Origin of the sequence: Arthrobacter sp. StoSoilB20 (genome assembly GCF_019977295.1) — a bacterium.
GTDB lineage: Bacteria > Actinomycetota > Actinomycetes > Actinomycetales > Micrococcaceae > Arthrobacter > Arthrobacter nicotinovorans_A.
Genome location: NZ_AP024651.1, coordinates 1,914,634 through 1,935,293 on the forward strand (window position 1 = coordinate 1,914,634; position 20,660 = coordinate 1,935,293).

Genomic DNA, 20,660 nt, shown 5'->3' on the forward strand with positions numbered 1-20,660 from the left:
AATGGTCAGCACGCCCACCCGCACCCGCGGTAAAGACCCCCGGGACGGGAAACCCAAGGCTCCGGCCAAACCGGGCAAGAAGCCTTCAGGGCTCCGCGGACACCTGCGCAACTTTTGGGACAGTCTTGAAGGCAAGGACAAAGCGCCCAACAGTTCCACGTACTACCTCATCCTCGGCTGTGCCCTGGCGCTCACTGCCATTGGCATCATGATGGTGCTGTCCGCCTCAAGTGTCGAGGCCATCTCCGAAGGGAAATCCCCCTACGCGGATGCCCTGAAGCAAGCCATGTTCGGCGTCGTCGGCCTGATTGCGATGTACGTCATCTCCCGGACCAACGTGAACTGGATGAAAAGGCTGTCCTGGTGGGCACTCGGAGCGGTTCTGGTGCTTCTGGTCCTGGTCCAGGTGATGGGCAACACCGTCAACGGCAACAAGAACTGGATCGACATTGGCGGGATAACCCTCCAGCCTTCCGAGATGTCCAAGCTGATCCTTTGTATCTGGATCGCTGCGGTTCTGGCGCGCAAGCAAAAACTCCTCCACCGCTGGTGGCACGTCATCATTCCCGTAGTGCCGGGAGCCGGCATGGTCATCGCTTTGGTGATGCTGGGCAACGACCTCGGGACTGTCATCGTCATCGCAGCCATCACAGCTGCGGGACTCTACTTTGCGGGTGTGCCTGGGCGGATGCTGGCCATCGCCGGCATCATTGGAGCCGCAGGTGCCGTGTTGGGGACCATCAGCAGTACCAACAGGATCTGCCGCATCACCTCCTGGCTGGGAACAGCCTCCCAGACTTGTACTGACCAATTCGATTTCGATTTCCAATCAACCAACGGCATGTATGGGCTGGCACAGGGGAGCTGGACCGGCCTGGGCCTTGGGCAAAGCCGCCAGAAGTACAACTGGCTCCCCGAGGCCCACAACGACTTCATCTTCGCCATCATCGGAGAGGAACTCGGCCTGGTGGGGACCCTGGTGGTCCTGATCCTTTTTGCCATCCTCGGCATCGCTATTTTCCGGGTAGTGGTCCGGCAGACCGACCCGTTCCAGCGCACCCTTGCCGGTGGCATCATGGTGTGGCTGTTGGGCCAGGCAAGCATGAACATGGCGGTCGTCACGCAGCTTCTCCCCGTGGTGGGTGTGCCGCTTCCGTTTATCTCCTACGGAGGTTCGGCACTAATCATGTCGCTCTGCGGTATCGGCGTAGTCTTGTCTTTGGCCAGGGGCCAGTTACCGCCTCAGCAGCGTCCCCGTTTCCTGCCCCGCCGTTCTCCGAAAACCGCACGAAAGCGTACCTAGCACTTCATGACTCCTGACTCCCGCAACGCGTCCAAGCCTTTGTCCGTCGTCCTTGCCGGCGGCGGTACTGCAGGGCACGTCAGCCCGCTGCTGGCCATCGCCGATGCCATCAAGGACAAGCGTCCGGAGGCTGCCATCCTGGCTGTAGGCACGCCGTCGGGCATGGAAACGCGGCTCATACCGGCAGCCGGCTACGAACTCGCCACCATCGACAGGGTGCCGTTTCCGCGGCGGCCCTCCGTGGACCTCATCAAACTGCCCGGGCGATTGTGGTCCGCAGTCTCCCAAGCCCGGCGGATCCTGGAAGATGCCAAGGCTGACGTCCTGGTCGGTGTGGGCGGGTATGTCTGCACTCCCATGTACCTCGCCGCCCGCAAGCTGGGCATCCCCGTGGTGATCCACGAAGCCAATATGAAGGCAGGCTTGGCCAACCGGGTGGGGGCGCGGTTCAGCAACCATGTAGCGGTGGCATTCGCCGGCACCCGGTTGCGGGGAGCCCGGCACGTCGGCATGCCCATGCGCCGGGCCATCTCCGGCCTCCACAGAGCACAGGCCGCACCCCGTGCCAAGGAAGCCCTGGGCCTGGATCCGGACCGTCCGGCATTGATCGTCACCGGTGGTTCCTCAGGTGCCTTGAGCATCAACCGATCCATCGCTGCGGCCCTGCCGGCCTTGGCGGCCGCAGGGATTCAAACCCTGCACATTACCGGCAACGGGAAAGCCGTACTCGATGAGCACGGCACGCTCCTGGCCGCCGAAGGCTACCGCCAGGTGGAATATGTGGACGGCATGGAAAATGTCTACGCTGCGGCCGATGTCCTGCTGGCCCGCGCCGGGGCCGGAACCGTCAGCGAAGTTGCTGCCGTGGGAGTTCCGGCTGTCTTTGTCCCGCTGCCCATCGGCAACGGGGAACAAGCACTGAATGCTGCGCCGTTGGTCAATGCAGGCGGAGCACTTCTGGTGGAGGACAAAGACCTCAACCCTGAGTGGCTTGAAAGGGAGCTCATCCCGTTGATCTCGGACCGCAAGCGTCTCGAAGACATGGCCGCCAAATCCGAAGCACTTGGTATAAGAAACGCCGATCAGCGCATGGCTGATCTTGTCCTGGAAGCGGTATCCGCATGACCACCAGCATCGCCCCCCTCGAGTCCTTGGGCCGCGTCCATTTCATTGGCATCGGCGGTGTGGGCATGTCCGCGGTCGCCCGGATCATGGTGGCCCGCGGCGTGCCCGTCAGCGGCAGTGATGCCAAGGACCTGCCGGTCATGCACGACCTCTCTTCGGCAGGGGCCCGCATCGCGGTGGGATACCACCAAGACAACCTGGCCGACGCCCAGACGATCGTGGCAGGTTCAGCCATCCGCGCCGACAATCCGGAGCTCGCCGCAGCCAGGGCCGCCGGGCTCCCCGTGCTGCACCGTTCCGAAGCGCTGGCAGCCACGATGGCAGGCCACCGCGTGGTAACAGTGGCCGGTACCCATGGGAAGTCCACCACTACGTCCATGATTGCGGTGCTGCTCAAGGAAGCCGGGGTTGACCCTTCCTTTGCCATTGGGGCAAACGTCCCGGCGTTGGGCGTAAACGCAGCCCATGGAGAGTCGGAGATTTTTGTTGCCGAGGCGGACGAGTCGGACGGTTCCTTCCTCAACTACCGGCCGTTGATCGCCGTCGTGACAAATGTCGAAGCCGACCATCTGGACCACTACGGAACGCCGGAAGCCGTCTTCGCCTCTTTTGACAGCTTTGCTGCCCTCCTTCCCGCGGAAGGCCTTCTCCTGGCCTGTGCCGACGACGCCGGGGCCCGCGCGCTGGCCGAACGGACCCGGGCCAAGCGAACCACGCGCGTCCTGACGTACGGGACCTCCGACGACGCCGATGTACGGCTTTTCGACGGCGGCCCGGGTGAGGTTTCCATCGCGGTCGGGTCAGGCGTCCATCCTGACCCCCACAAGGTTGAACTCCAGGTTCCCGGACGCCACAACGCCCTGAACGCAGCGGCCGCGTTCGCGGTCGCCGTCGAGCTTGGCGTGGAACCGGAAGCTGCCGCAGCAGCGCTCGGCCATTTCACCGGTGCTTCGCGGCGGTTTGAACTCAAGGGCCAGGGCAGGGGAGTACGGGTCTATGACGACTACGCCCACCACCCCACGGAGGTCCGGGCTGCGTTGTCCGCGGCCCGATCGGTAGCAGGCGGCAGTAAAGTCCACGTCCTGTTCCAGCCCCACTTGTTCTCGCGGACGCGTGAATTCGCCAAGGAGTTTGCCTCCGCGTTGGACGCAGCGGATACCGCCTTGATCCTGGACATCTATCCTGCCCGCGAGGACCCCATTCCGGGTGTCACCAGTGCGCTGATCGCCGATCAGCTGGCCACAGGGCGGTTGGTCTCGGCCGGCGAGGCAGTGGAAGTTCTGACAGGCGCCGCCCGCGACGGTGACGTGGTCCTGACCGTAGGAGCAGGTGACGTCACAGCTTACGGGCCAGTGATCGTGGAGGCCCTGGGTGGCTAGCACCCGAAAGCCGACGTACAGGCCAGGGCCGGACTCCCGGCCCGGTGCAGCGCGTCCGGGTTCGGCGCGGGTGGGTTCCCCGCGGGCAGGCGACAAGGCTGAACCGGAGGCCGTCATCAGCGCCCAGCGGTCCCTGGAACCGGAGCGGACTACCGCCACGGCCAAGCAGTCAGTGGCAACAGGCAAAGCCGCGGCTTCAGCCGGGAGCCCGGACAACGTCATCGTCTTTCCGGAGCCGAAGGGGCGGCGCCGGCGTCGACTCGTGCTGTGGACACTTTCCATAGTGGCCGCCGTGGTGGCTGCCGTGATTGCCGGAGCCATCTTTTCGCCGGCGTTGGCGGTCCGGACCATTACGGTTGACGGCACCACGTTATTGACTCCGCAGGACGTCGAAAAAGCCCTGTCGGGCCTGGACGGCAAGCCGCTGCCGCAGGTCAGTGAAGAAGAGATCAACGAACTGTTGAAGCCACTGGTGCAGGTCCGCTCCGCCACGATGGAGGCCAGGCCACCCTCGGAGTTGCTGGTGCATGTCAACGAACGCGTTCCAGTTGCCTTGCTGAAGCAGGGCGACTCTTACGTGATGGTGGACGTGGACGGCGTGCAGCTCGGGGCCACCAAGGACCAGTCGGCAGTGGCGTTGCCTTTAATCGACGCCGGGGCAGGATCCACCAATACTGAGTTGTTCAAGGCCATCGCAGCGGTGCTGGATACCTTGCCCACCGATGTCCGTGCCAAAATGTCAACTGCCTCGGCAGCCTCCGCGGACGCCGTGCAGCTGAAGTTGGTGGATGGAAAGACGGTAGTGTGGGGCAATGCCGAGGACAAGGAACTGAAGGCGAAGGCACTTGAAGCGCTGCTCAAGATGCCTGCGGACCCAAAGGTTCCAGTGAGTGTTTACGACGTAAGCGTTCCGCGGCATCCATTCACCAAATAAGCAGCTTTGAGAACGTAACCTGCGGCCGTCGGTGGCCTTATTTCGCGACAATCACACGACACGCGCAAGCGGAGATTGCATGTGCGAACCATAGGAAATACCGTCGCAGTAGAGTTACTTGACATAACTATAACCTTCAACTAGAGGGTTAAGGTCCAAGAATTCAAGTTGGACTCGATCAGTTTCGCTATAGGACACAAGCAAGGGGCACGAAACGTGGCAGCACCGCAGAATTACTTGGCCGTCATCAAGGTCGTCGGCATCGGCGGCGGTGGCGTGAACGCAGTCAACCGCATGATCGAGGTGGGCCTTCGGGGCGTCGAGTTCATCGCCATCAACACGGACGCGCAGGCGCTGCTCATGAGTGACGCAGACGTCAAGCTCGACGTCGGACGTGAGCTCACGCGTGGCCTCGGCGCCGGCGCAAACCCCGAGGTAGGCAAGCAGGCCGCCGAGGACCACGCCGACGAGATCGAAGAAGTTCTCCGCGGTGCCGACATGGTCTTCGTGACCGCAGGCGAAGGAGGCGGCACCGGAACTGGTGGCGCTCCTGTGGTGGCCCGCATCGCCCGTTCGCTCGGCGCCCTGACCATCGGTGTGGTGACCCGCCCGTTCACCTTCGAGGGCCGTCGTCGTGCAGGCTCGGCCGAGGCCGGCATCGACGCCCTGCGCGATGAAGTCGACACCCTGATCGTCATCCCCAATGACCGCCTCCTGTCCATCAGCGATCGCAACGTCTCCGTCCTTGATGCCTTCCGTTCCGCGGACCAGGTGCTCCTTTCCGGTGTCCAGGGCATCACGGACCTCATCACCACCCCGGGCCTGATCAACCTCGACTTTGCCGACGTCAAGTCCGTCATGCAGGGTGCCGGTTCGGCCCTGATGGGCATTGGCTCCGCCCGTGGCGAAGACCGTGCGGTCAAGGCCGCCGAACTGGCAATCGCCTCCCCGCTCCTGGAAGCTTCCATTGACGGTGCCCACGGCGTCCTCCTCTCCATCCAGGGCGGATCGGACCTGGGCCTCTTCGAAATCAACGAGGCCGCCCGCCTGGTCCAGGAAGTGGCTCACCCCGAAGCCAACATCATCTTCGGCGCCGTCATTGACGACGCCTTGGGTGACGAAGCACGCGTGACCGTCATTGCTGCCGGTTTTGATGACGTCAAGGCGACCTCGCCCTCCATGGACCAGTCGCGTCCTGCCCAGAACCCTGTCCCTTCGGAACGCCCCGCTGCTCCGAGCAGCGCACCCTCCAGCGCCGCTGCACCGCAGCACGCAACAGCGGGGATCGGTGCAGCCGGCCTAAGCAACTGGGGGCAGCAGCGCCCCTCTGCGCTCCCGGCCGACTCGGGCTTCGACGTCGACCTCCCGGCGGTAGTGGAGCCCGATCTTTCGGGTAGCCGTTCCGACGACCTCGACGTCCCCGACTTCCTCAAGTAAGCCGGGTCCCGAGAGCCGGTTTTCGGTGTTTTGGTGGCGGAATGAAGTCCGGCCCGGCGTTTCTGTAGCCTTCACGGATACAGGCGCCGGGAACCTGGCCCTCCATGTAGGGGACAACCCCGACGAGGTTCTGGCGCGCCGCGTTGACCTGGAGCAGGCTGCCGGGCTCGGCAGCCGTAAGTTCCAGTACATGGATCAGGTCCATGGCAACAGGGTCGAATTCATCAAGGTACATGGGCCTGGGCCCACCGCTGATGCCATGGTTTCAGCAGTTACCACTTCCGGCGCCGGAGTGCACCCTGCGCCGCAGCCCTTGGCGGTCATGGTTGCTGACTGCGTTCCCGTGGTTTTCGTGGCGGACGGTCCCGGTGCTGATCCCGTGATCGCCGTGGCCCATGCCGGGCGTCCAGGTGTGGCCTCGGACGTCGTGACCGGGACCGTCCAGGAAATGCGCAAGCGTGGCGCGGTGGATATCAGCGCCTGGCTGGGACCGTCCATCTGTGGCTCGTGCTACGAGGTACCCGAAAAGTTGCGTGCCGACGTCGCCGCCTTGGTTCCTGCTGCATGGTCCTCGACTTCATGGGGTACGCCGGCCCTGGACCTTCCGGCCGGTGTGAGGGCCCAACTGGCATCCTTGGACGTCAGCGTGGAGTACTCAGGGGAGTGCACGCTGGAGAACAATTCACTTTTTTCCTTCCGCCGGGACTCCCGGACGGGTCGATTTGCAGGTTTGGTGTGGACGCATGATTAGCCTTGGTGGGGCCGACGAAGCGAGCGAACCCGGTGTGGGGGATGCCCGGACGGCCGAACTTTCCGGCCGGCTTGGGGTAGTGCGGCGCAGGATTGACGCGGCCGTTGCTGCCGCCGGACGTACCGACCCGCCGCAATTGATCGTGGTGACCAAATTCCATCCCGCAGAGGATGTGCGCCGACTGTCCGGCCTGGGCATCACCGATGTCGGTGAGAACCGGGACCAGGAAGCGGCCGCAAAGAGTGCCGGTCTTCCCGACGTCGATGTCCGTTGGCACTTCATTGGGCAACTTCAAAGCAACAAGGCAAAGTCGGTTGTCAGGTACGCCGCGTCAGTCCAATCGGTTGACAGGCTCCAGCTCGTTGACGCCCTGGCCAAGGCCATGGGGCGGGAACAGGAGTCCAGCGGCCGGGGCGACCTCGAGTGCTACATCCAGGTCGGTTTGGACGACGACGCCGATGCCCACCGCGGCGGTGCAAACCCTTCAGAAATCGCGGCTCTTGCTGACAGGATCGCATCGGCTTCCGGCCTTCATTTGTCCGGTCTCATGGCAGTTGCTCCATTGGGGGCGGATCCTGAGGTGGCCTTCGAGAAACTTGCCGGCATTTCCCAGGCGCTCCGGGCTGACCATCCGGCCGCAACGTCGATATCGGCAGGGATGAGCCAGGACCTTGAAGCGGCCGTGAAGTTCGGGGCGACACACCTGAGAATTGGCTCCGATATTCTCGGTTCCCGTCCGGCCGTGGGGTAGCGTCAAAGTATTGGAATGACGGGCCGGGGTTCCAATATGTCACGTCATGGCGGCCCGCCTACTGCAGAAACGATAGGAGTGCACCATGGCTGGCGCTCTGCGCAAGACAATGATCTATCTTGGGCTCGCCGACGGCGATGAACACTACGAATCTGAGCAGGCCGTCGCCTCGCACCACGACGAAGAACGCCCCCAGGCACAGGAACGGGAAGAGCGCCGGGCGCCCGCTCCCGTCCGGGAAGTTGTCCGTGAAATGCCCACTGTAGATGCCGAAGAGGAATACCGCGCACCCGTGACACCCATTAAGCGTGCGGCCTCCAGCCGCGAAGATGCCTCCGGCCTGAGGCAGATCACCACAGTTCATCCCCGTTCATATAACGACGCCAAGGTCATCGGTGAGAGCTTCAGGGATGGCATTCCAGTCATCATGAACGTCACGGACATGGGCGAGGCCGATGCAAAGCGCCTCGTGGACTTCTCCGCCGGCCTGGTATTTGGCTTGCACGGCAGCATCGAGAGGGTGACCAACAAGGTCTTCCTGCTTTCGCCGTCGTATGTCGAGGTCATCGGGGACGACAAGAAGGCCAGCGAGACGCAGGCCAGCTTCTTCAACCAGAGCTGACGACGATTCTTTTGCGGATGCCAGGCGGGTCAACCTGCCTGGCATCTGTGTTGCAATAGTAGGGACCGATTGACATTCCGGAACAAGTGGGAGATCTGAGCTAACTCGTGGGCATTGTTTTCGGCCTTATCCATATTGTGCTGTTGCTGTTCTTCATCGCCCTGATCATCCGCCTCGTCTTCGAATGGGTCCAGATGTTTGCCCGCCAGTGGCGGCCCAGGGGTGTGGCATTGGTTACAGCGCACGTGGTCTACTCGGTCACGGATCCTCCCTTGGGAAGGCTTCGTCGACTGATACCGCCATTGCAGCTGGGTGGAATCTCCTTGGATTTGGGCTTCCTGATCCTGATAATTGCCGTGAGTATCGCCATGGCAGTGACCTTCAGCCTCGCCTAGCTGCGCGCGGAACCTGGACCACCGATGGTTCACAGGCCGCAAATTCGCCAATTCAACACGATGGTGTTGAATTGGAGGAACAAGATGATATTTAGGTACCGTAGTTTTGAACGGCCGGAAGGCCTACTGACTAACTAGACCAACGAGGTGACCAGATGGCTTTGACGCCAGAAGACGTTGTCAACAAGCGCTTTCAGCCGACCAAGTTCCGCGAAGGCTACGACCAGGACGAGGTAGATGACTTCCTCGACGAGATCGTGGTGGAACTTCGCCGCTTGAACCAGGAAAATGACGAGCTTCGCAAGAAGCTCGGCGAAGCCGGTTCGGCAGTGCCTGCTGCGACTGCTGCGGCTCCGGTGGTTGAGAAGGTTCCGGCCCCCGTCAAGGTCGACAAGGAAGCTGAAGCCAAGGCAGAAGCCGAAGCCAAGGCTGCCGAAGCTGCCAAGAAGAAGGAAGCCGAGCAGGCTGCAGCCGCTGCCGCCGCTGCGAAGGCTCCCGCTGCCAACAACAGCCTCACTCCCTCCGCTGAGTCTGCTGCAGGCCTGCTCGCCATGGCACAGCAGATGCACGACAAGCACGTCTCCGACGGTGCGCAGCAGAAGGAAAAGATCATTGCCGAGGCTCAGATCGAGGCTTCAAGCCTCGTCAACGATGCCCAGGAGAAGTCCCGCAAGATCCTTGGTGCTTTGGAGCAGCAGCGCTCCGTGCTGGAGCGCAAGGTTGAGCAGCTCCGTGGCTTCGAGCGCGACTACCGTTCACGCCTGAAGGCTTACATCGAAGGCCAGCTCCGCGACCTTGATGCCCGTGGTTCCGTCGCTGCCCCTGAGGTTGGCGAAGCAACCGCTGACGTTTAGCAAGTATTCTGAAAGCCGGTGGCTGAGGATTCCTCGGCCACCGGCTTTCGCTGTTAAAGACCGACAGCAGCCCGCCACGCTTCTCCCCGAATGAAAGCACTATGACCGACTTCACCGAAGACGCCCCGCAGCCGGCGACCACCGCCAGCCGCAAGTGGCGCCCGGCCATGCTCTGGCTGTTTGCCGGCTTCGCCGTGTTTGCCTATGCCTTTGACCAGCTCACCAAGCTTTGGGTGACCAGCACCATGACGGAAGGGGAACGGATTCCGGTCCTGCCTCCGCTGCTGCATTGGTACTACATCAGGAACTCCGGGGCCGCGTTCTCCATCGGTGAGAACGTCACCTGGATTTTCACGATTGTCATGGCGGCCGTCTCGGTGGCTATCCTCTTCCAACTGCGCCGGCTGGGTTCGGCATGGTGGGCGCTCTCGCTGGGTTTGCTCCTCGGGGGAGCGCTGGGCAACCTCACCGATCGCCTGTTCCGGGAGCCTTCTTTTGCCATGGGACACGTGGTGGACTTCATCCAGCTTCCCAACTTCGCCATTTTCAACATCGCAGACTCAGCCGTGGTGTCCGGCGTCGTGATCATCTGCCTCCTGACCCTTCGCGGCATTGGCATGGATGGGACGCGCCAGACACCGGCTCCCAAGGGTTCGGACCATGCCAAGCCAGCCAGCGGTAGCCAGGGGGAGCCTGCCGGTGAGTAGCTCCGTGGAAGTGCCCGATGACCTCGCGGGGGTACGGGCGGACGCAGGCCTGGCGAAATTGCTGGATATCTCCCGTTCCGCAGCAGCACTGTTGATCGCCGAAGGCAACGTGACTCTCGCCGGGGTGCCACTGGGCAAGTCGGCAAAGCTGGCCGCCGGGTCCGTGCTCGATGTCACCGTCCCGGACCGGCGGGACCCCTTGGAAGTGGTGGAGGAAGTTGTGGAAGGCCTGAAGATCCTTTTGGACGACGAGGAATTCGTTGTCATCGACAAGCCGGTGGGAGTTGCCGCCCATCCCTCACCCGGATGGGTGGGGCCCACCGTTGTGGGCGGCCTGGCTGGTGCCGGCTACAGGATCTCGACCTCGGGTGCGCCGGAGCGCGCAGGGATCGTCCACAGGCTCGACGTCGGTACGTCCGGCGTCATGGTGGTGGCCAAGACTGAACATGCTTACACGGTGCTGAAGCGTGCCTTCAAGGAGCGCACCGTGGAGAAGGTTTACCATGCCGTCGTGCAGGGGCTGCCGGACCCCCTGGAAGGCACCATTGATGCCCCAATCGGGCGCCACCCCGGACATGACTGGCGGTTTGCCGTGATCGAGGACGGCCGTCCATCCGTGACCCACTATGAGGTCCTTGAAGCCTTCGGCAAGGCAACCCTGGTGGAAGTACACCTGGAGACCGGCCGGACACACCAGATCCGCGTCCATTTCTCGGCCTTGCGGCACCCCTGTGCCGGAGATCTCACCTACGGCGCCGATCCCCGTCTTGCCGCGACTCTCGGATTGACCCGGCAGTGGCTGCACGCCCGTCAACTCGGATTCACCCACCCCGCCACAGGTGAATGGGTGGAAGTGAGCAGCGAATATCCGGCGGACCTCCAGTACGCCCTGGATCTGCTCGCAACCGGTTCCGCATAGACGGATTTCACTGCCCGGGTCCGCTTCCTGTCGGACCCGGGACGGTAGACTGTCGTGGTGACTTCCAGCAATGATTCGTTCGTCCACCTGCACACCCATACCGAATACTCCATGCTGGATGGGGCGGCCCGCTTGGGGGAGCTGTTCGACGAAACGGAACGTCTGGGAATGCCGGCCCTGGCGACGACGGACCACGGGTACCTGTTCGGCGCTTTCGACTTCTGGCGCAAGGCCACGGACAAGGGCATCAAGCCGATCATCGGCGTGGAAGCGTATGTAACTCCCGGCACCGCCCGCGGCGACAAAGAGCGCGTTCGCTGGGGCGATGAGAGCCAGCGCAAGGACGATGTCTCCGGTGGTGGCTCCTATACCCACATGACACTCCTGAGCTACAACAACGCGGGCATGAGGAACCTGTTCCGGGCCTCGTCCATTGCTTCGCTCGATTCCGTATTTGGCAAGTGGCCCAGGCTGGACCGGGAGCTGCTCAATACGTACTCCGAAGGTTTGATTGCCACCACCGGCTGCCCGTCCGGCGAAGTGCAGACCAAGCTGCGGCTTGGCCTCTACCGTGAGGCTGTTGAAGCCGCCGCCGAGTTCCGTGACATCTTCGGGGCAGAGAACTACTTCTGTGAACTGATGGACCACGGGCTGGACATCGAGCGGCGTGTCACCGGCGATCTCCTGCGCCTGGCCAAGGAACTGAACCTCCCGCTCGTGGCCACCAACGACCTCCACTACACCCATGAGCACGATGCCAAAGCCCACGAGGCCCTGCTGGCGATCCAGTCCGGCTCTACCCTCCTGGAGCCCACGTACGACAACGGAGGCTCCCGCTTTGCCTTCTCCGGCAGCGGGTACTACCTGAAATCGCCGCAGGAAATGCGGGAACTGTTCCGCGACCACCCCGAAGCCTGCGACAACACCTTGCTCATCGCCGAGCGCTGCGAAGTCTCGTTCAACACCGGTGCCAACTACATGCCGCGCTTCCCCTGCCCACCAGGGGAGGACGAGACGTCGTGGCTGGTCAAGGAAGTGGACACCGGCCTGAAGTACCGGTATCCCCAGGGCATTCCGGACAAGGTTCGCAAGCAGGCTGACTACGAGCTTGGCGTCATCACGTCCATGGGCTTCCCCGGCTACTTCCTGGTGGTTGCCGACTTCATCAACTGGGCCAAGAACAACGGCATCCGTGTGGGTCCCGGCCGTGGTTCAGGTGCCGGCTCCATGGTGGCCTACGCCATGCGTATTACTGACCTCGATCCGCTGCAGCATGGCCTGATCTTTGAGCGCTTCCTCAACCCGGACCGCGTCTCCATGCCTGACTTCGACGTCGACTTCGATGATCGGCGCCGCTCCGAAGTGATTGACTACGTCACCAAGAAGTACGGCGACGAGCGTGTGGCGATGATCGTCACCTACGGCACCATCAAGACCAAGCAGGCGCTGAAGGACTCCTCCCGTGTGCTGGGCTACCCCTTCAGCATGGGCGAGACCCTGACCAAGGCACTTCCGCCTGCCGTCATGGCCAAGGACATTCCGCTGGCAGACATCCAGAATCCGGAGTCCAAGCGTTACAGCGAAGCAGGGGACTTCCGCCAGCTCATTGCCACCGATCCCGAGGCCGCCAAGGTCTTCGAGACCGCTTTGGGCATCGAGGGACTGAAACGCCAGTGGGGTGTCCACGCGGCCGGCGTCATCATGTCCTCGGACCCCATCATTGACGTCATTCCCATCATGCGCCGTTTCCAGGACGGCCAGGTCATCACCCAGTTCGACTACCCGACGTCCGAGGGCCTGGGCCTGATCAAGATGGACTTCCTGGGCCTGCGAAACCTGACGATCATTTCGGACGCCCTGGAAAACATCAAGATGAACCGTGGCGTCGACCTCGACCTGGAAAACCTGGAACTCGACGACGCCGCATCCTACGAACTTCTTGCCCGAGGTGACACCCTGGGTGTGTTCCAGCTTGATGGTGGCCCCATGCGGTCCCTGCTCAAGCTGATGAAGCCTGACAACTTCGAAGACATTTCCGCAGTCCTGGCGCTGTACCGTCCGGGCCCCATGGGCGCCAACGCCCACACGGATTACGCCTTGCGCAAGAACGGGATCCAAGAGGTCATTCCCATCCACCCGGAACTGGAAGAGCCCCTCAAGGAAATCCTCGGCGGTACGTTTGGCCTGATCGTGTACCAGGAGCAGGTCATGGCCGTAGCCCAGAAGCTGGCCGGCTACTCGCTGGGCCAAGCCGACATCCTCCGCCGTGCCATGGGCAAGAAGAAGAAATCCGAGCTGGACAAACAGTTTGCCGGCTTCTCCCAAGGCATGCAGGACAACGGCTACTCGATGGCCGCCGTCAAGACGCTGTGGGACATCCTGCTTCCGTTCTCCGATTACGCCTTCAACAAGGCCCACTCGGCAGCATATGGCGTGATCTCGTACTGGACCGCCTACTTGAAGGCGCACTACGCGCCTGAATACATGGCCGCACTGCTGACCTCGGTGGGCGATGACAAGGACAAATCGGCCATTTACCTCAATGAATGCCGGCGCATGGGTATTACGGTCCTCCCACCGGACGTCAACGAATCCTCGTTGAACTTCACCCCGGTGGGAACGGACATTCGTTTCGGCATGGGGGCCATTCGAAACGTCGGCGTCAACGTGGTGGATGCGATGGTCTCGACCCGCACCACGGAAGGCAACTACACCTCGTTCAAGGACTTCCTGCTGAAGGTTCCGGCCGTGGTGTGCAACAAGCGCACCATTGAATCACTGATCAAGGCCGGTGCCTTCGATTCCCTGGGGCATCATAGGCGTGCCTTGGCCATGATCCACGAAGAAGCCATTGATTCGGTGATCACCCTCAAACGCAACGAGGCAATTGGCCAGTTCGACCTCTTCGCAGGCTTTGAGGACCAGGAGCCGGAGGCTTCCCTCACTACGGAGATCCCCGATCTCCCGGAATGGGAGAAGAAGGACAAGCTGTCCTTCGAGCGGGACATGTTGGGACTCTACGTTTCAGACCATCCGCTGCAGGGCCTGGAGGGGGTCCTCAGCCAGCATGCGGAACAGTCGATTACTTCAATCATCGCCGAGGACGGACCGCACGACGGCGCGATCGTCACCATTGCGGGCATGATCACCTCATTGAGCCGCAGGATCGCCAAGGCCAGCGGAAACGCCTATGCCCGCGCCGAAATCGAGGACCTTGGTGCCTCCATGGAGGTCATGTTCTTTGGCCAGGTGTACGGGCCCATTGCCTCGGTCCTGGCAGAGGACTTGATTGTTGTGGTCAAGGGACGGTTGCAGCGCCGGGACGATGGCGCGGTCACCCTCAACTGCATGGAGCTCTCAGTGCCGGACTTGAGTGAAAGCGTCAACGGTCCGGTAGTGATCACCATTCCCACTTTCAAAGCTACGGAGGCCGTAGTGACTGACCTGCGGGACGTCCTCCGTACGCATCGAGGCAACTCGGAGGTCCGTTTGAAGCTGATGGGTGATACCAAGGTGGAGGTCATGGGCCTGCCGGTCCACATGCGGGTCAACCCCAGCCCATCCCTCTTTGGTGACCTGAAGGTCCTCCTGGGTCCGGCCTGCCTGGATAACTAGGAGCCTTGGAAGCCGGTGACGCTTCGTCCGGTCAGATCTCGTAGTCGAGGGGCTCCGGCCTGCTGTAGCCCCCGCTGTGGTAGAGCAGGGGAGTGCCGTCGCCGCCCACTTGGCCGTCGACGACCTCAACCACCACTACTGCGTTGTTCTCGAAGGAAAGCCGCATCTGGATCTTGCCCACCAGCCAGCCGCTGACATCCTTGAGGATGGGTACCTCGTGGGGTCCGGGTTCCCAGTGGTCGCCCTCGAACCGGTCACGCGTGCGGGCGAAACGGTTGGCGAGGGCCTGGTTCTCAAGTCCCAGCATGTGCACGCCGATGTATTCGGCGTTGGCCACGGCAGGCCACGAACTGGAGCTCCTGGCCATGTTGAAGGTGAACCTGGGCGGCTCGGCGGACAGCGACGCCACCGAGGTTGCGGTGAAGCCGAAGGGTTTGCCGTTCAGGTTGGCCGTGATGATGGCAACCCCGGCGGCGTGCCGGCGGAACATCTCCCGGAAAGTCTGGTCAAAGCCGGATGGTTCGCTTGTCACGTGGATGTGTCTCCTGGACTGGGGGCTGCGTCTCCCCTCAGCGTATTCCTCCGGTCCTGCCGGCACCTCATTTTGTTGAGCCTGCATGAACCTTTGTTAATGTGAGGGGTATGACCGAGCCAACCGTGCATGTCCCTGCTGCTGCCGAACCGGCGCCGGCCCCGCCGCGGCGCGTCCCGAAGGACGCCCTGTGGATCGTTCTTCCGGCCGGCGGCGGAATCCTTCTGGGGGCGCTCTGGTGGATTCTTGCTCCCGGTGGGCTGAACCTGGTCTCCGGCAATCCTGCACTTGCCGATGCCAACAATCCCGCGTCATGGCTTCCACGGGATCTGGTTCTGGCAGGACTCGCGCTCCTGGCCGGCTGCTTCACGGGCCTCATGCTGGACGGGAAGCTGCAGGGTCCCAGCGTGGGCCGCAGATTGACGCTTGCTCTCCTCGGCGGCGCCCTGGGTGGAATTGTGGCGTGGCTCGTTGGGTTGCTGTCCGCCCAGCTGTTTGGTCCGGCTCCGGATCCCGCACTTGGTCCCGGATATGGGTTCACCCTCCGTTCCTACGCCGTGCTGCTGTTGTGGCCGGCAGCAACGGCATTCATCACGTTCGTCCTGGCGCTGTTCGGGGTTCTTTCCAAGAAGCCCGTAAAATAACCGGGTGACCACTTCTTCGGATACCTCCGCCCGCCCCGCCGCTTCCCTCGATTTCCGAAGCATCGATCTCCGGGGCCGCCGCCTCTCTTTGGCTGAACTGCGTGCCGCCGTTCCCAGGGCCCGTCATCAGACTATGGCCGACGCCGAGCAGAAGGTCCAGGACATCATTGCAGCCGTCCGCAGCCGCGGCTTTGCTGCCCTCACGGAGCTGGCGCAGAAATTCGACGGCGTAGAACAGTCGCACCCGCGTGTTCCGGCTGAAGCGCTGGCCCAGGCACTGGCCGAGCTGGACCCTGCAGTCCGGGCGGCACTGGAAGAGTCCATCAGCCGTGCCCGGCAGTTTGCAGAGCAGCAGCGCCCGGCCAATGTCGATGTTGCCTTGGCCGATGGTGCCGTGGTCAGCCAGAATTGGATTCCGGTGGGCCGCGTCGGGCTCTATGTGCCCGGGGGCCTGGCTCCCTTGGCTTCCTCCGTGATCATGAACGTGGTGCCCGCAGTAGCGGCAGGCGTCGAATCCATCGCGTTGGCTTCTCCTCCGCAGAAGGACTTTGGCGGCCTGCCCCACCCCACCATCCTTGCCGCTGCGCAGCTGCTGGGAATTGACGAGGTTTACGCCATCGGTGGAGCACAGGCGATCGTTTCCTTCGCCTACGGCATTCCGGGTTCCGCTGATGAGCTGCCCATCGAACCCGTGGATGTTGTAACCGGCCCGGGAAACATCTTTGTTGCCACAGCCAAGAGGCTCGTCAAGGGAGTGGTGGGCATCGATTCGGAGGCCGGAACTACCGAGATTGCCATCCTGGCGGATTCCAGCGCGCAGGCCCCCCTCGTCGCGGCCGACCTCATCAGCCAGGCAGAACACGATCCCAAGGCAGCTTCAGTCCTGGTGACGGACTCAGCAGAGCTGGCCGACGCCGTCGTGCGTGAATTGACGGCACAGGCCGCAGCCACCAAGCACAGTGCGCGCGTTCTCGAAGCGTTGTCGGGACCCCAGTCAGGGGTGGTGCTGGTTGATGATCTCGACCAAGGCATCGCAGTGTGCAACGCCTATGCCGCTGAACACCTGGAAATCATGACGGCGGATGCTGCGGCTGTTGCGTCGCGGATCCGCAATGCCGGCGCCATCTTTGTGGGGGACTACAGCCCGGTAAGCCTCGGAGACTACTGCGCAGGATCCAACCACGTCCTGCCAACCAGCGGGACGGCGGCTTTCTCTTCGGGCCTGAATGTCACTACTTTCCTCCGCGCCGTGCAGGTCATCAACTACGACCGCACGGCATTGGAGCAGGTCAGCGGACACATCGTCAGTTTGTCCCGTGCTGAGGACCTTCCCGGCCACGGGGACGCCGTACGTATCCGCTTCGCCTAAGCGCTCAACCACTACATATACGGGTGCCTACCGCTACATATAGTAGTTACACGCTTGTCATTAGGGTGTGAACGACCGTAAACTGGTGCCGGAAGTGAAACTTCCGGCACCTTTTGCGTTCCCGCGACCCGCAGGGCGATATTCCATGCCGGAACTGTCAGGGGAGGCCCAGCGTGTATTGTCCGTTCTGCCGGAATCCCGACTCCCGCGTCGTTGACAGCCGCATGGCCGACGACGGCTCTTCCATCCGTCGACGCCGTCAATGCCCCGAGTGCGGACGCCGCTTCACCACTGTGGAGACCACCAGCCTGTCCGTCATTAAACGCTCCGGGGTCGGCGAGCCGTTCAGCCGGATCAAGGTCATCAGTGGTGTCCGCAAGGCATGCCAGGGACGTCCCGTCACCGAGGACGACCTCGCCATGCTGGCGCAGGAAGTCGAAGAGAACATACGTTCGTCCGGGGCGGCCGAAATTGACGCGCACGAGGTTGGCCTTGCCATTCTCGGCCCGCTTAGGAAGCTGGATGAAGTGGCCTACCTGCGCTTCGCCAGTGTCTACCAGGCGTTTGAGTCCTTGGAAGATTTCGAATCCGCCATCTCGCTGCTTCGGCACGAACATGCAGAACACGCCAAAGCCGGCGCCAAGGAATCAACAACGGGCTCGGAAAAGAGCCAACTCTAGCTCCGGTGGCGGTGTGGAGGGGAAGCCGCACCCGCCACCGGCACACTGGTGGTCAGCGTCCTCCTGAGACGGGGAGCACCGCGCCGGTGATGTAGCCGGCTTCGGCGGACATCAGCCACAGAACGGCCGCCGCCACCTCTTCGGGCTCGGCCCCACGCCCCATGGGGATGGTGGGGTTCAGTCTTTCCACCCGGTCCGGCATGCCGGCGGCAGCATGCAATCCGGTGTTGGTGCTTCCGGGAGCCACGGCATTGACCCGAATGCCCTGCTGGGCCACCTCGGCCGCCAAACCAACGGTGAGGACATCCACGGCGCCCTTGGTGGCAGCGTAGTGGACCCAGGTTCCGGAGGAGCCGGCTTTGGTGGCAGTAGAGGAAATATTGACGATTGACCCGCCGCTGCCGCCGTGGTCCGTGGAGAGTCGCCGCACCGCTTCCTGGCACATGTGGATCATTCCTGACACGTTGACGTCCACCACCCGTTGAACGGTTTCTGCCGGTACCTCCACCAAGGCGCCGATCAGGTTGCCGGTAATGGCCGCGTTGTTGATGACCGCAGTCACTTGACCCAGGCCTGCAGCCTGGTCGAATAAGCGCACGACGTCGGCAGGCCGGCTGACGTCCGCCTGGACGGCCAGTGCCTGGCCACCCAGGTCGATGATGTCATTGGCAACGGTTTCAGCGCCGGTCCTGTCTTCGGAGTAGTTGACAACTACTGCGTATCCGGCCCGCGCCGCAGCGTGGGCTACGGCTGCACCGATGCCCCTGCTTGCTCCCGTAACAACTGCCGTCCCGGGTTTCGGAACCGGGCCCCCTACCATCCGGGGCCTACTTGGCGAGCTTGTGGTGCAAGGCGACCTCAAGCGCCGCTCCGACAATACCGGCGTCGTTCTTCAACTTTGCGGTGACGATCTTGGTGCGCAGGTCAAGGTGCGGGAAGTACTCGTCGGACCGCTTGGAAATGCCGCCACCGACAATGAAGAGTTCGGGAGAGAACAGGAACTCAACATGCTGGAGGTAGCGGTTGAGCAGGACGCCGTACTCGTCCCAGCTCAGGCCGTCGCGTTCGCGGGCCACAGCGGAGGCCTTGGTTTCGGCGTCGTGTCCGTCTACCTCAATGTGGCCAAGTTCGGCGTTGGGGACCAGTTGTCCGTTGAAGATGAAAGCCGACCCGATGCCGGTTCCCAGAGTGATGACCAGGACGGTTCCGTCAATGCCCTCGCCGGCCCCGTAGCGGGCTTCAGCCAGGCCGGCCGCGTCGGCGTCGTTGATGACCTCAACGGGCCGCCCAAGGCGCTTGGTGAACGTCCCGTCAATATCAGTTCCGAGCCACGTTTTGTCCACGTTGGCAGCTGAATTAACCACGCCATGCTGGATGATGCCGGGAAAGGTCACGCCCACTGGAGAGTCGGCGGCAGGGGCTTCGGGACGGCTGGAGAGTTCCTCCACGATCTGGGCGACAACCTCGGCTACGGCCTCGGGAGTGGCAGGCTGGGGAGTGGGGACCCGGAAACGGTCACCGATCAGCTTGCCCTTCTTGAGGTCGACAATGCCGCCTTTGATGCCGGTGCCGCCGATGTCGATACCGATCAGCGGTGCGTTCTTGTGGGTCTTCTCATCCTTCTTGGACAATGCAATTCCGATCATGGCAGGAGGGGATGGGCATGGCGCAGCCGCCCGGGCTGCTGGACCTTCCGAAGGGTTCAGGGAAGGGTAAGGATTTCCGCGCCGGTCTCTGTGACCAGCAGGGTGTGTTCGAACTGGGCCGTGCGCTTGTGGTCTTTGGTGACGACCGTCCAGTCGTCCGCCCACATATCCCATTCGATGGTGCCGAGGGTCAGCATGGGTTCGATGGTGAAGACCATGCCTGCCTCGATCACGGTGTTGTACGCCGGGGCTGCGTCGTAATGCGGGATGATGAGGCCCGTATGGAAGGCCTCACCCACGCCGTGGCCCGTGAAGTCCCGAACAACGCCATAGCCGAAGCGTTTGGCGTAGGACTGGATGGCACGGCCGATTACGTTGATTTCGCGGCCCGGGGCCACGGCCTTGATGGCCCGGTTGAGCGACTCCTGCGTACGCTCAACCAGCAGACGGGATTCCTCATCCACGTCGCCAACCAGGAAAGTGTAATTGGTGTCCCCATGGACGCCGTTGATGAAAGCTGTGATGTCAATGTTCAGGATGTCGCCGTCCTGTATGACAGTGGAGTCCGGGATCCCGTGGCAAATGACCTCGTTGAGGGAAGAGCAGAGGGATTTGGGAAAACCGCGGTAACCGAGTGTCGACGGGTAAGCCTTGTGGTCGAGGAGGAACTCATGCCCGACCTTGTCCAGGTGGTCGGTGGTGACACCGGGTTGGATGTGCTTGCCGACCTCCACGATGGCCTGCGCTGCGATCCGCCCCGCAATCCGGATCTTCTCAATGGTCTCCGGTGACTTCACCTCGGAGCCCGTGAACCTGGCAGGTGCCTTCTTGCCGACGTACTCGGGCCGCGGAATGGAAGCCGGGACAGGCCGTTCGGGGCTGATGGTTCCCGGTGTGAGGGCGCCGATGGGTGCAGTCGAAGCAAGAGAAGGCATAGATTGATCATATAAGGCACACAAGAGACGTAAGTAACAAAGCATGGTTGGGTTCCTGCGAC

At 62.6% G+C, this 20,660-nt stretch carries 20 protein-coding genes; 16 read left to right on the forward strand and 4 right to left on the reverse strand.

Annotated elements, in window-relative coordinates; all coding sequences use genetic code 11:
• Position 1 precedes the first annotated feature (1 nt).
• The 13 genes from ftsW to dnaE all read left to right on the forward strand — a co-directional run bounded on the left by ftsW (position 2) and on the right by dnaE (position 14,792).
• Positions 2–1,303, forward strand: a complete 1,302-nt coding sequence (gene ftsW, locus LDN85_RS08630) for a putative lipid II flippase FtsW (protein WP_091554083.1) — start codon at positions 2–4, stop codon at positions 1,301–1,303.
• Positions 1,304–1,309: 6 nt separating this feature from the next.
• The gene (gene murG / locus LDN85_RS08635) at positions 1,310–2,428 is read left to right on the forward strand and encodes an undecaprenyldiphospho-muramoylpentapeptide beta-N-acetylglucosaminyltransferase (protein ID WP_223945129.1); all 1,119 of its coding nucleotides are present in this window, start codon (positions 1,310–1,312) and stop codon (positions 2,426–2,428) included.
• Positions 2,425–3,807, forward strand: a complete 1,383-nt coding sequence (murC, locus tag LDN85_RS08640; protein ID WP_223945130.1) for a UDP-N-acetylmuramate--L-alanine ligase — start codon at positions 2,425–2,427, stop codon at positions 3,805–3,807. The genes murG and murC overlap by 4 nt, the downstream gene beginning before the upstream one ends.
• On the forward strand, positions 3,800–4,741 hold the full coding sequence (locus tag LDN85_RS08645) for an FtsQ-type POTRA domain-containing protein (RefSeq protein WP_223945131.1): 942 nt from the start codon (positions 3,800–3,802) through the stop codon (positions 4,739–4,741). The genes murC and LDN85_RS08645 overlap by 8 nt, the downstream gene beginning before the upstream one ends.
• 216 nt (positions 4,742–4,957) lie before the next feature.
• Complete coding sequence (ftsZ, locus tag LDN85_RS08650; protein WP_026542512.1) at positions 4,958–6,178, forward strand: cell division protein FtsZ; 1,221 nt, start codon at positions 4,958–4,960, stop codon at positions 6,176–6,178.
• 25 nt (positions 6,179–6,203) lie between these two features.
• Positions 6,204–6,929 (forward strand): polyphenol oxidase family protein, encoded by a 726-nt coding sequence (locus tag LDN85_RS08655; protein WP_223945132.1) that lies wholly within the window; start codon positions 6,204–6,206, stop codon positions 6,927–6,929.
• Positions 6,922–7,680 (forward strand): YggS family pyridoxal phosphate-dependent enzyme, encoded by a 759-nt coding sequence (locus tag LDN85_RS08660; RefSeq protein ID WP_026548589.1) that lies wholly within the window; start codon positions 6,922–6,924, stop codon positions 7,678–7,680. Before LDN85_RS08655 ends, LDN85_RS08660 begins: the two co-directional genes overlap by 8 nt.
• A gap of 85 nt (positions 7,681–7,765) precedes the next feature.
• Positions 7,766–8,302 carry a cell division protein SepF gene (gene sepF, locus LDN85_RS08665; protein ID WP_026542515.1) on the forward strand — a complete coding sequence of 179 codons (537 nt, stop codon included), beginning with the start codon at positions 7,766–7,768 and terminating at the stop codon, positions 8,300–8,302.
• Positions 8,303–8,409: 107 nt separating this feature from the next.
• Positions 8,410–8,697: a YggT family protein gene (locus LDN85_RS08670; protein WP_223945133.1), complete on the forward strand. Its 288-nt coding sequence runs from the start codon at positions 8,410–8,412 to the stop codon at positions 8,695–8,697.
• A 155-nt stretch (positions 8,698–8,852) separates the two neighbouring features.
• On the forward strand, positions 8,853–9,551 hold the full coding sequence (locus LDN85_RS08675; protein ID WP_026542517.1) for a DivIVA domain-containing protein: 699 nt from the start codon (positions 8,853–8,855) through the stop codon (positions 9,549–9,551).
• A gap of 101 nt (positions 9,552–9,652) precedes the next feature.
• Positions 9,653–10,258: a signal peptidase II gene (gene lspA, locus LDN85_RS08680; RefSeq protein WP_223945134.1), complete on the forward strand. Its 606-nt coding sequence runs from the start codon at positions 9,653–9,655 to the stop codon at positions 10,256–10,258.
• On the forward strand, positions 10,251–11,177 hold the full coding sequence (locus tag LDN85_RS08685; RefSeq protein ID WP_091554067.1) for an RluA family pseudouridine synthase: 927 nt from the start codon (positions 10,251–10,253) through the stop codon (positions 11,175–11,177). The genes lspA and LDN85_RS08685 overlap by 8 nt, the downstream gene beginning before the upstream one ends.
• A gap of 57 nt (positions 11,178–11,234) precedes the next feature.
• Entirely contained in the window at positions 11,235–14,792 is a 3,558-nt protein-coding gene (gene dnaE / locus LDN85_RS08690; protein WP_223945135.1) for a DNA polymerase III subunit alpha, read from the forward strand.
• Positions 14,793–14,823: 31 nt separating this feature from the next.
• Here dnaE and LDN85_RS08695 read toward each other — a convergent pair whose 3' ends face one another.
• Entirely contained in the window at positions 14,824–15,324 is a 501-nt protein-coding gene (locus LDN85_RS08695) for a flavin reductase family protein (protein WP_026542521.1), read from the reverse strand.
• Positions 15,325–15,434: 110 nt separating this feature from the next.
• Here LDN85_RS08695 and LDN85_RS08700 point away from each other — a divergent pair, with 110 nt between their 5' ends.
• The 3 genes from LDN85_RS08700 to nrdR all read left to right on the forward strand — a co-directional run bounded on the left by LDN85_RS08700 (position 15,435) and on the right by nrdR (position 18,017).
• Positions 15,435–15,968 carry a hypothetical protein gene (locus LDN85_RS08700; RefSeq protein ID WP_223945136.1) on the forward strand — a complete coding sequence of 178 codons (534 nt, stop codon included), beginning with the start codon at positions 15,435–15,437 and terminating at the stop codon, positions 15,966–15,968.
• A 4-nt stretch (positions 15,969–15,972) separates the two neighbouring features.
• Complete coding sequence (gene hisD, locus LDN85_RS08705) at positions 15,973–17,337, forward strand: histidinol dehydrogenase (RefSeq protein WP_223945137.1); 1,365 nt, start codon at positions 15,973–15,975, stop codon at positions 17,335–17,337.
• Between the two features lie 173 nt (positions 17,338–17,510).
• Positions 17,511–18,017, forward strand: a complete 507-nt coding sequence (nrdR, locus tag LDN85_RS08710; protein ID WP_026548593.1) for a transcriptional regulator NrdR — start codon at positions 17,511–17,513, stop codon at positions 18,015–18,017.
• A gap of 52 nt (positions 18,018–18,069) precedes the next feature.
• Here the strand turns inward: nrdR and LDN85_RS08715 are convergent, their stop codons facing one another.
• The 3 genes from LDN85_RS08715 to map all read right to left on the reverse strand — a co-directional run bounded on the left by LDN85_RS08715 (position 18,070) and on the right by map (position 20,598).
• Positions 18,070–18,837, reverse strand: a complete 768-nt coding sequence (locus tag LDN85_RS08715) for an SDR family oxidoreductase (protein WP_223945138.1) — start codon at positions 18,835–18,837, stop codon at positions 18,070–18,072.
• Positions 18,838–18,844: 7 nt separating this feature from the next.
• A complete protein-coding gene (locus tag LDN85_RS08720) occupies positions 18,845–19,648 on the reverse strand; it encodes a polyphosphate--glucose phosphotransferase (RefSeq protein WP_275966584.1) in 804 nt (267 codons plus the stop codon).
• Positions 19,649–19,719: 71 nt separating this feature from the next.
• Positions 19,720–20,598, reverse strand: coding sequence for a type I methionyl aminopeptidase (gene map, locus LDN85_RS08725; protein ID WP_026542527.1), 879 nt, complete (start codon positions 20,596–20,598; stop codon positions 19,720–19,722).
• Between the last annotated feature and the right edge of the window lie 62 nt (positions 20,599–20,660).

Excerpts from the sequence above, each read along its gene's own strand:
- murG (WP_223945129.1), top strand. The coding sequence starts at position 1,310 with ATGACTCCTGACTCCCGCAACGCGTCCAAGCCTTTGTCCGTCGTCCTT.
- LDN85_RS08700 (WP_223945136.1), top strand. The coding sequence starts at position 15,435 with ATGACCGAGCCAACCGTGCATGTCCCTGCTGCTGCCGAACCGGCGCCG.
- LDN85_RS08660 (WP_026548589.1), top strand. The coding sequence starts at position 6,922 with ATGATTAGCCTTGGTGGGGCCGACGAAGCGAGCGAACCCGGTGTGGGG.
- LDN85_RS08715 (WP_223945138.1), bottom strand. The coding sequence starts at position 18,837 with ATGGTAGGGGGCCCGGTTCCGAAACCCGGGACGGCAGTTGTTACGGGA.
- sepF (WP_026542515.1), top strand. The coding sequence starts at position 7,766 with ATGGCTGGCGCTCTGCGCAAGACAATGATCTATCTTGGGCTCGCCGAC.
- murC (WP_223945130.1), top strand. The coding sequence starts at position 2,425 with ATGACCACCAGCATCGCCCCCCTCGAGTCCTTGGGCCGCGTCCATTTC.
- lspA (WP_223945134.1), top strand. The coding sequence starts at position 9,653 with ATGACCGACTTCACCGAAGACGCCCCGCAGCCGGCGACCACCGCCAGC.
- ftsW (WP_091554083.1), top strand. The coding sequence starts at position 2 with ATGGTCAGCACGCCCACCCGCACCCGCGGTAAAGACCCCCGGGACGGG.
- map (WP_026542527.1), bottom strand. The coding sequence starts at position 20,598 with ATGCCTTCTCTTGCTTCGACTGCACCCATCGGCGCCCTCACACCGGGA.
- LDN85_RS08675 (WP_026542517.1), top strand. The coding sequence starts at position 8,853 with ATGGCTTTGACGCCAGAAGACGTTGTCAACAAGCGCTTTCAGCCGACC.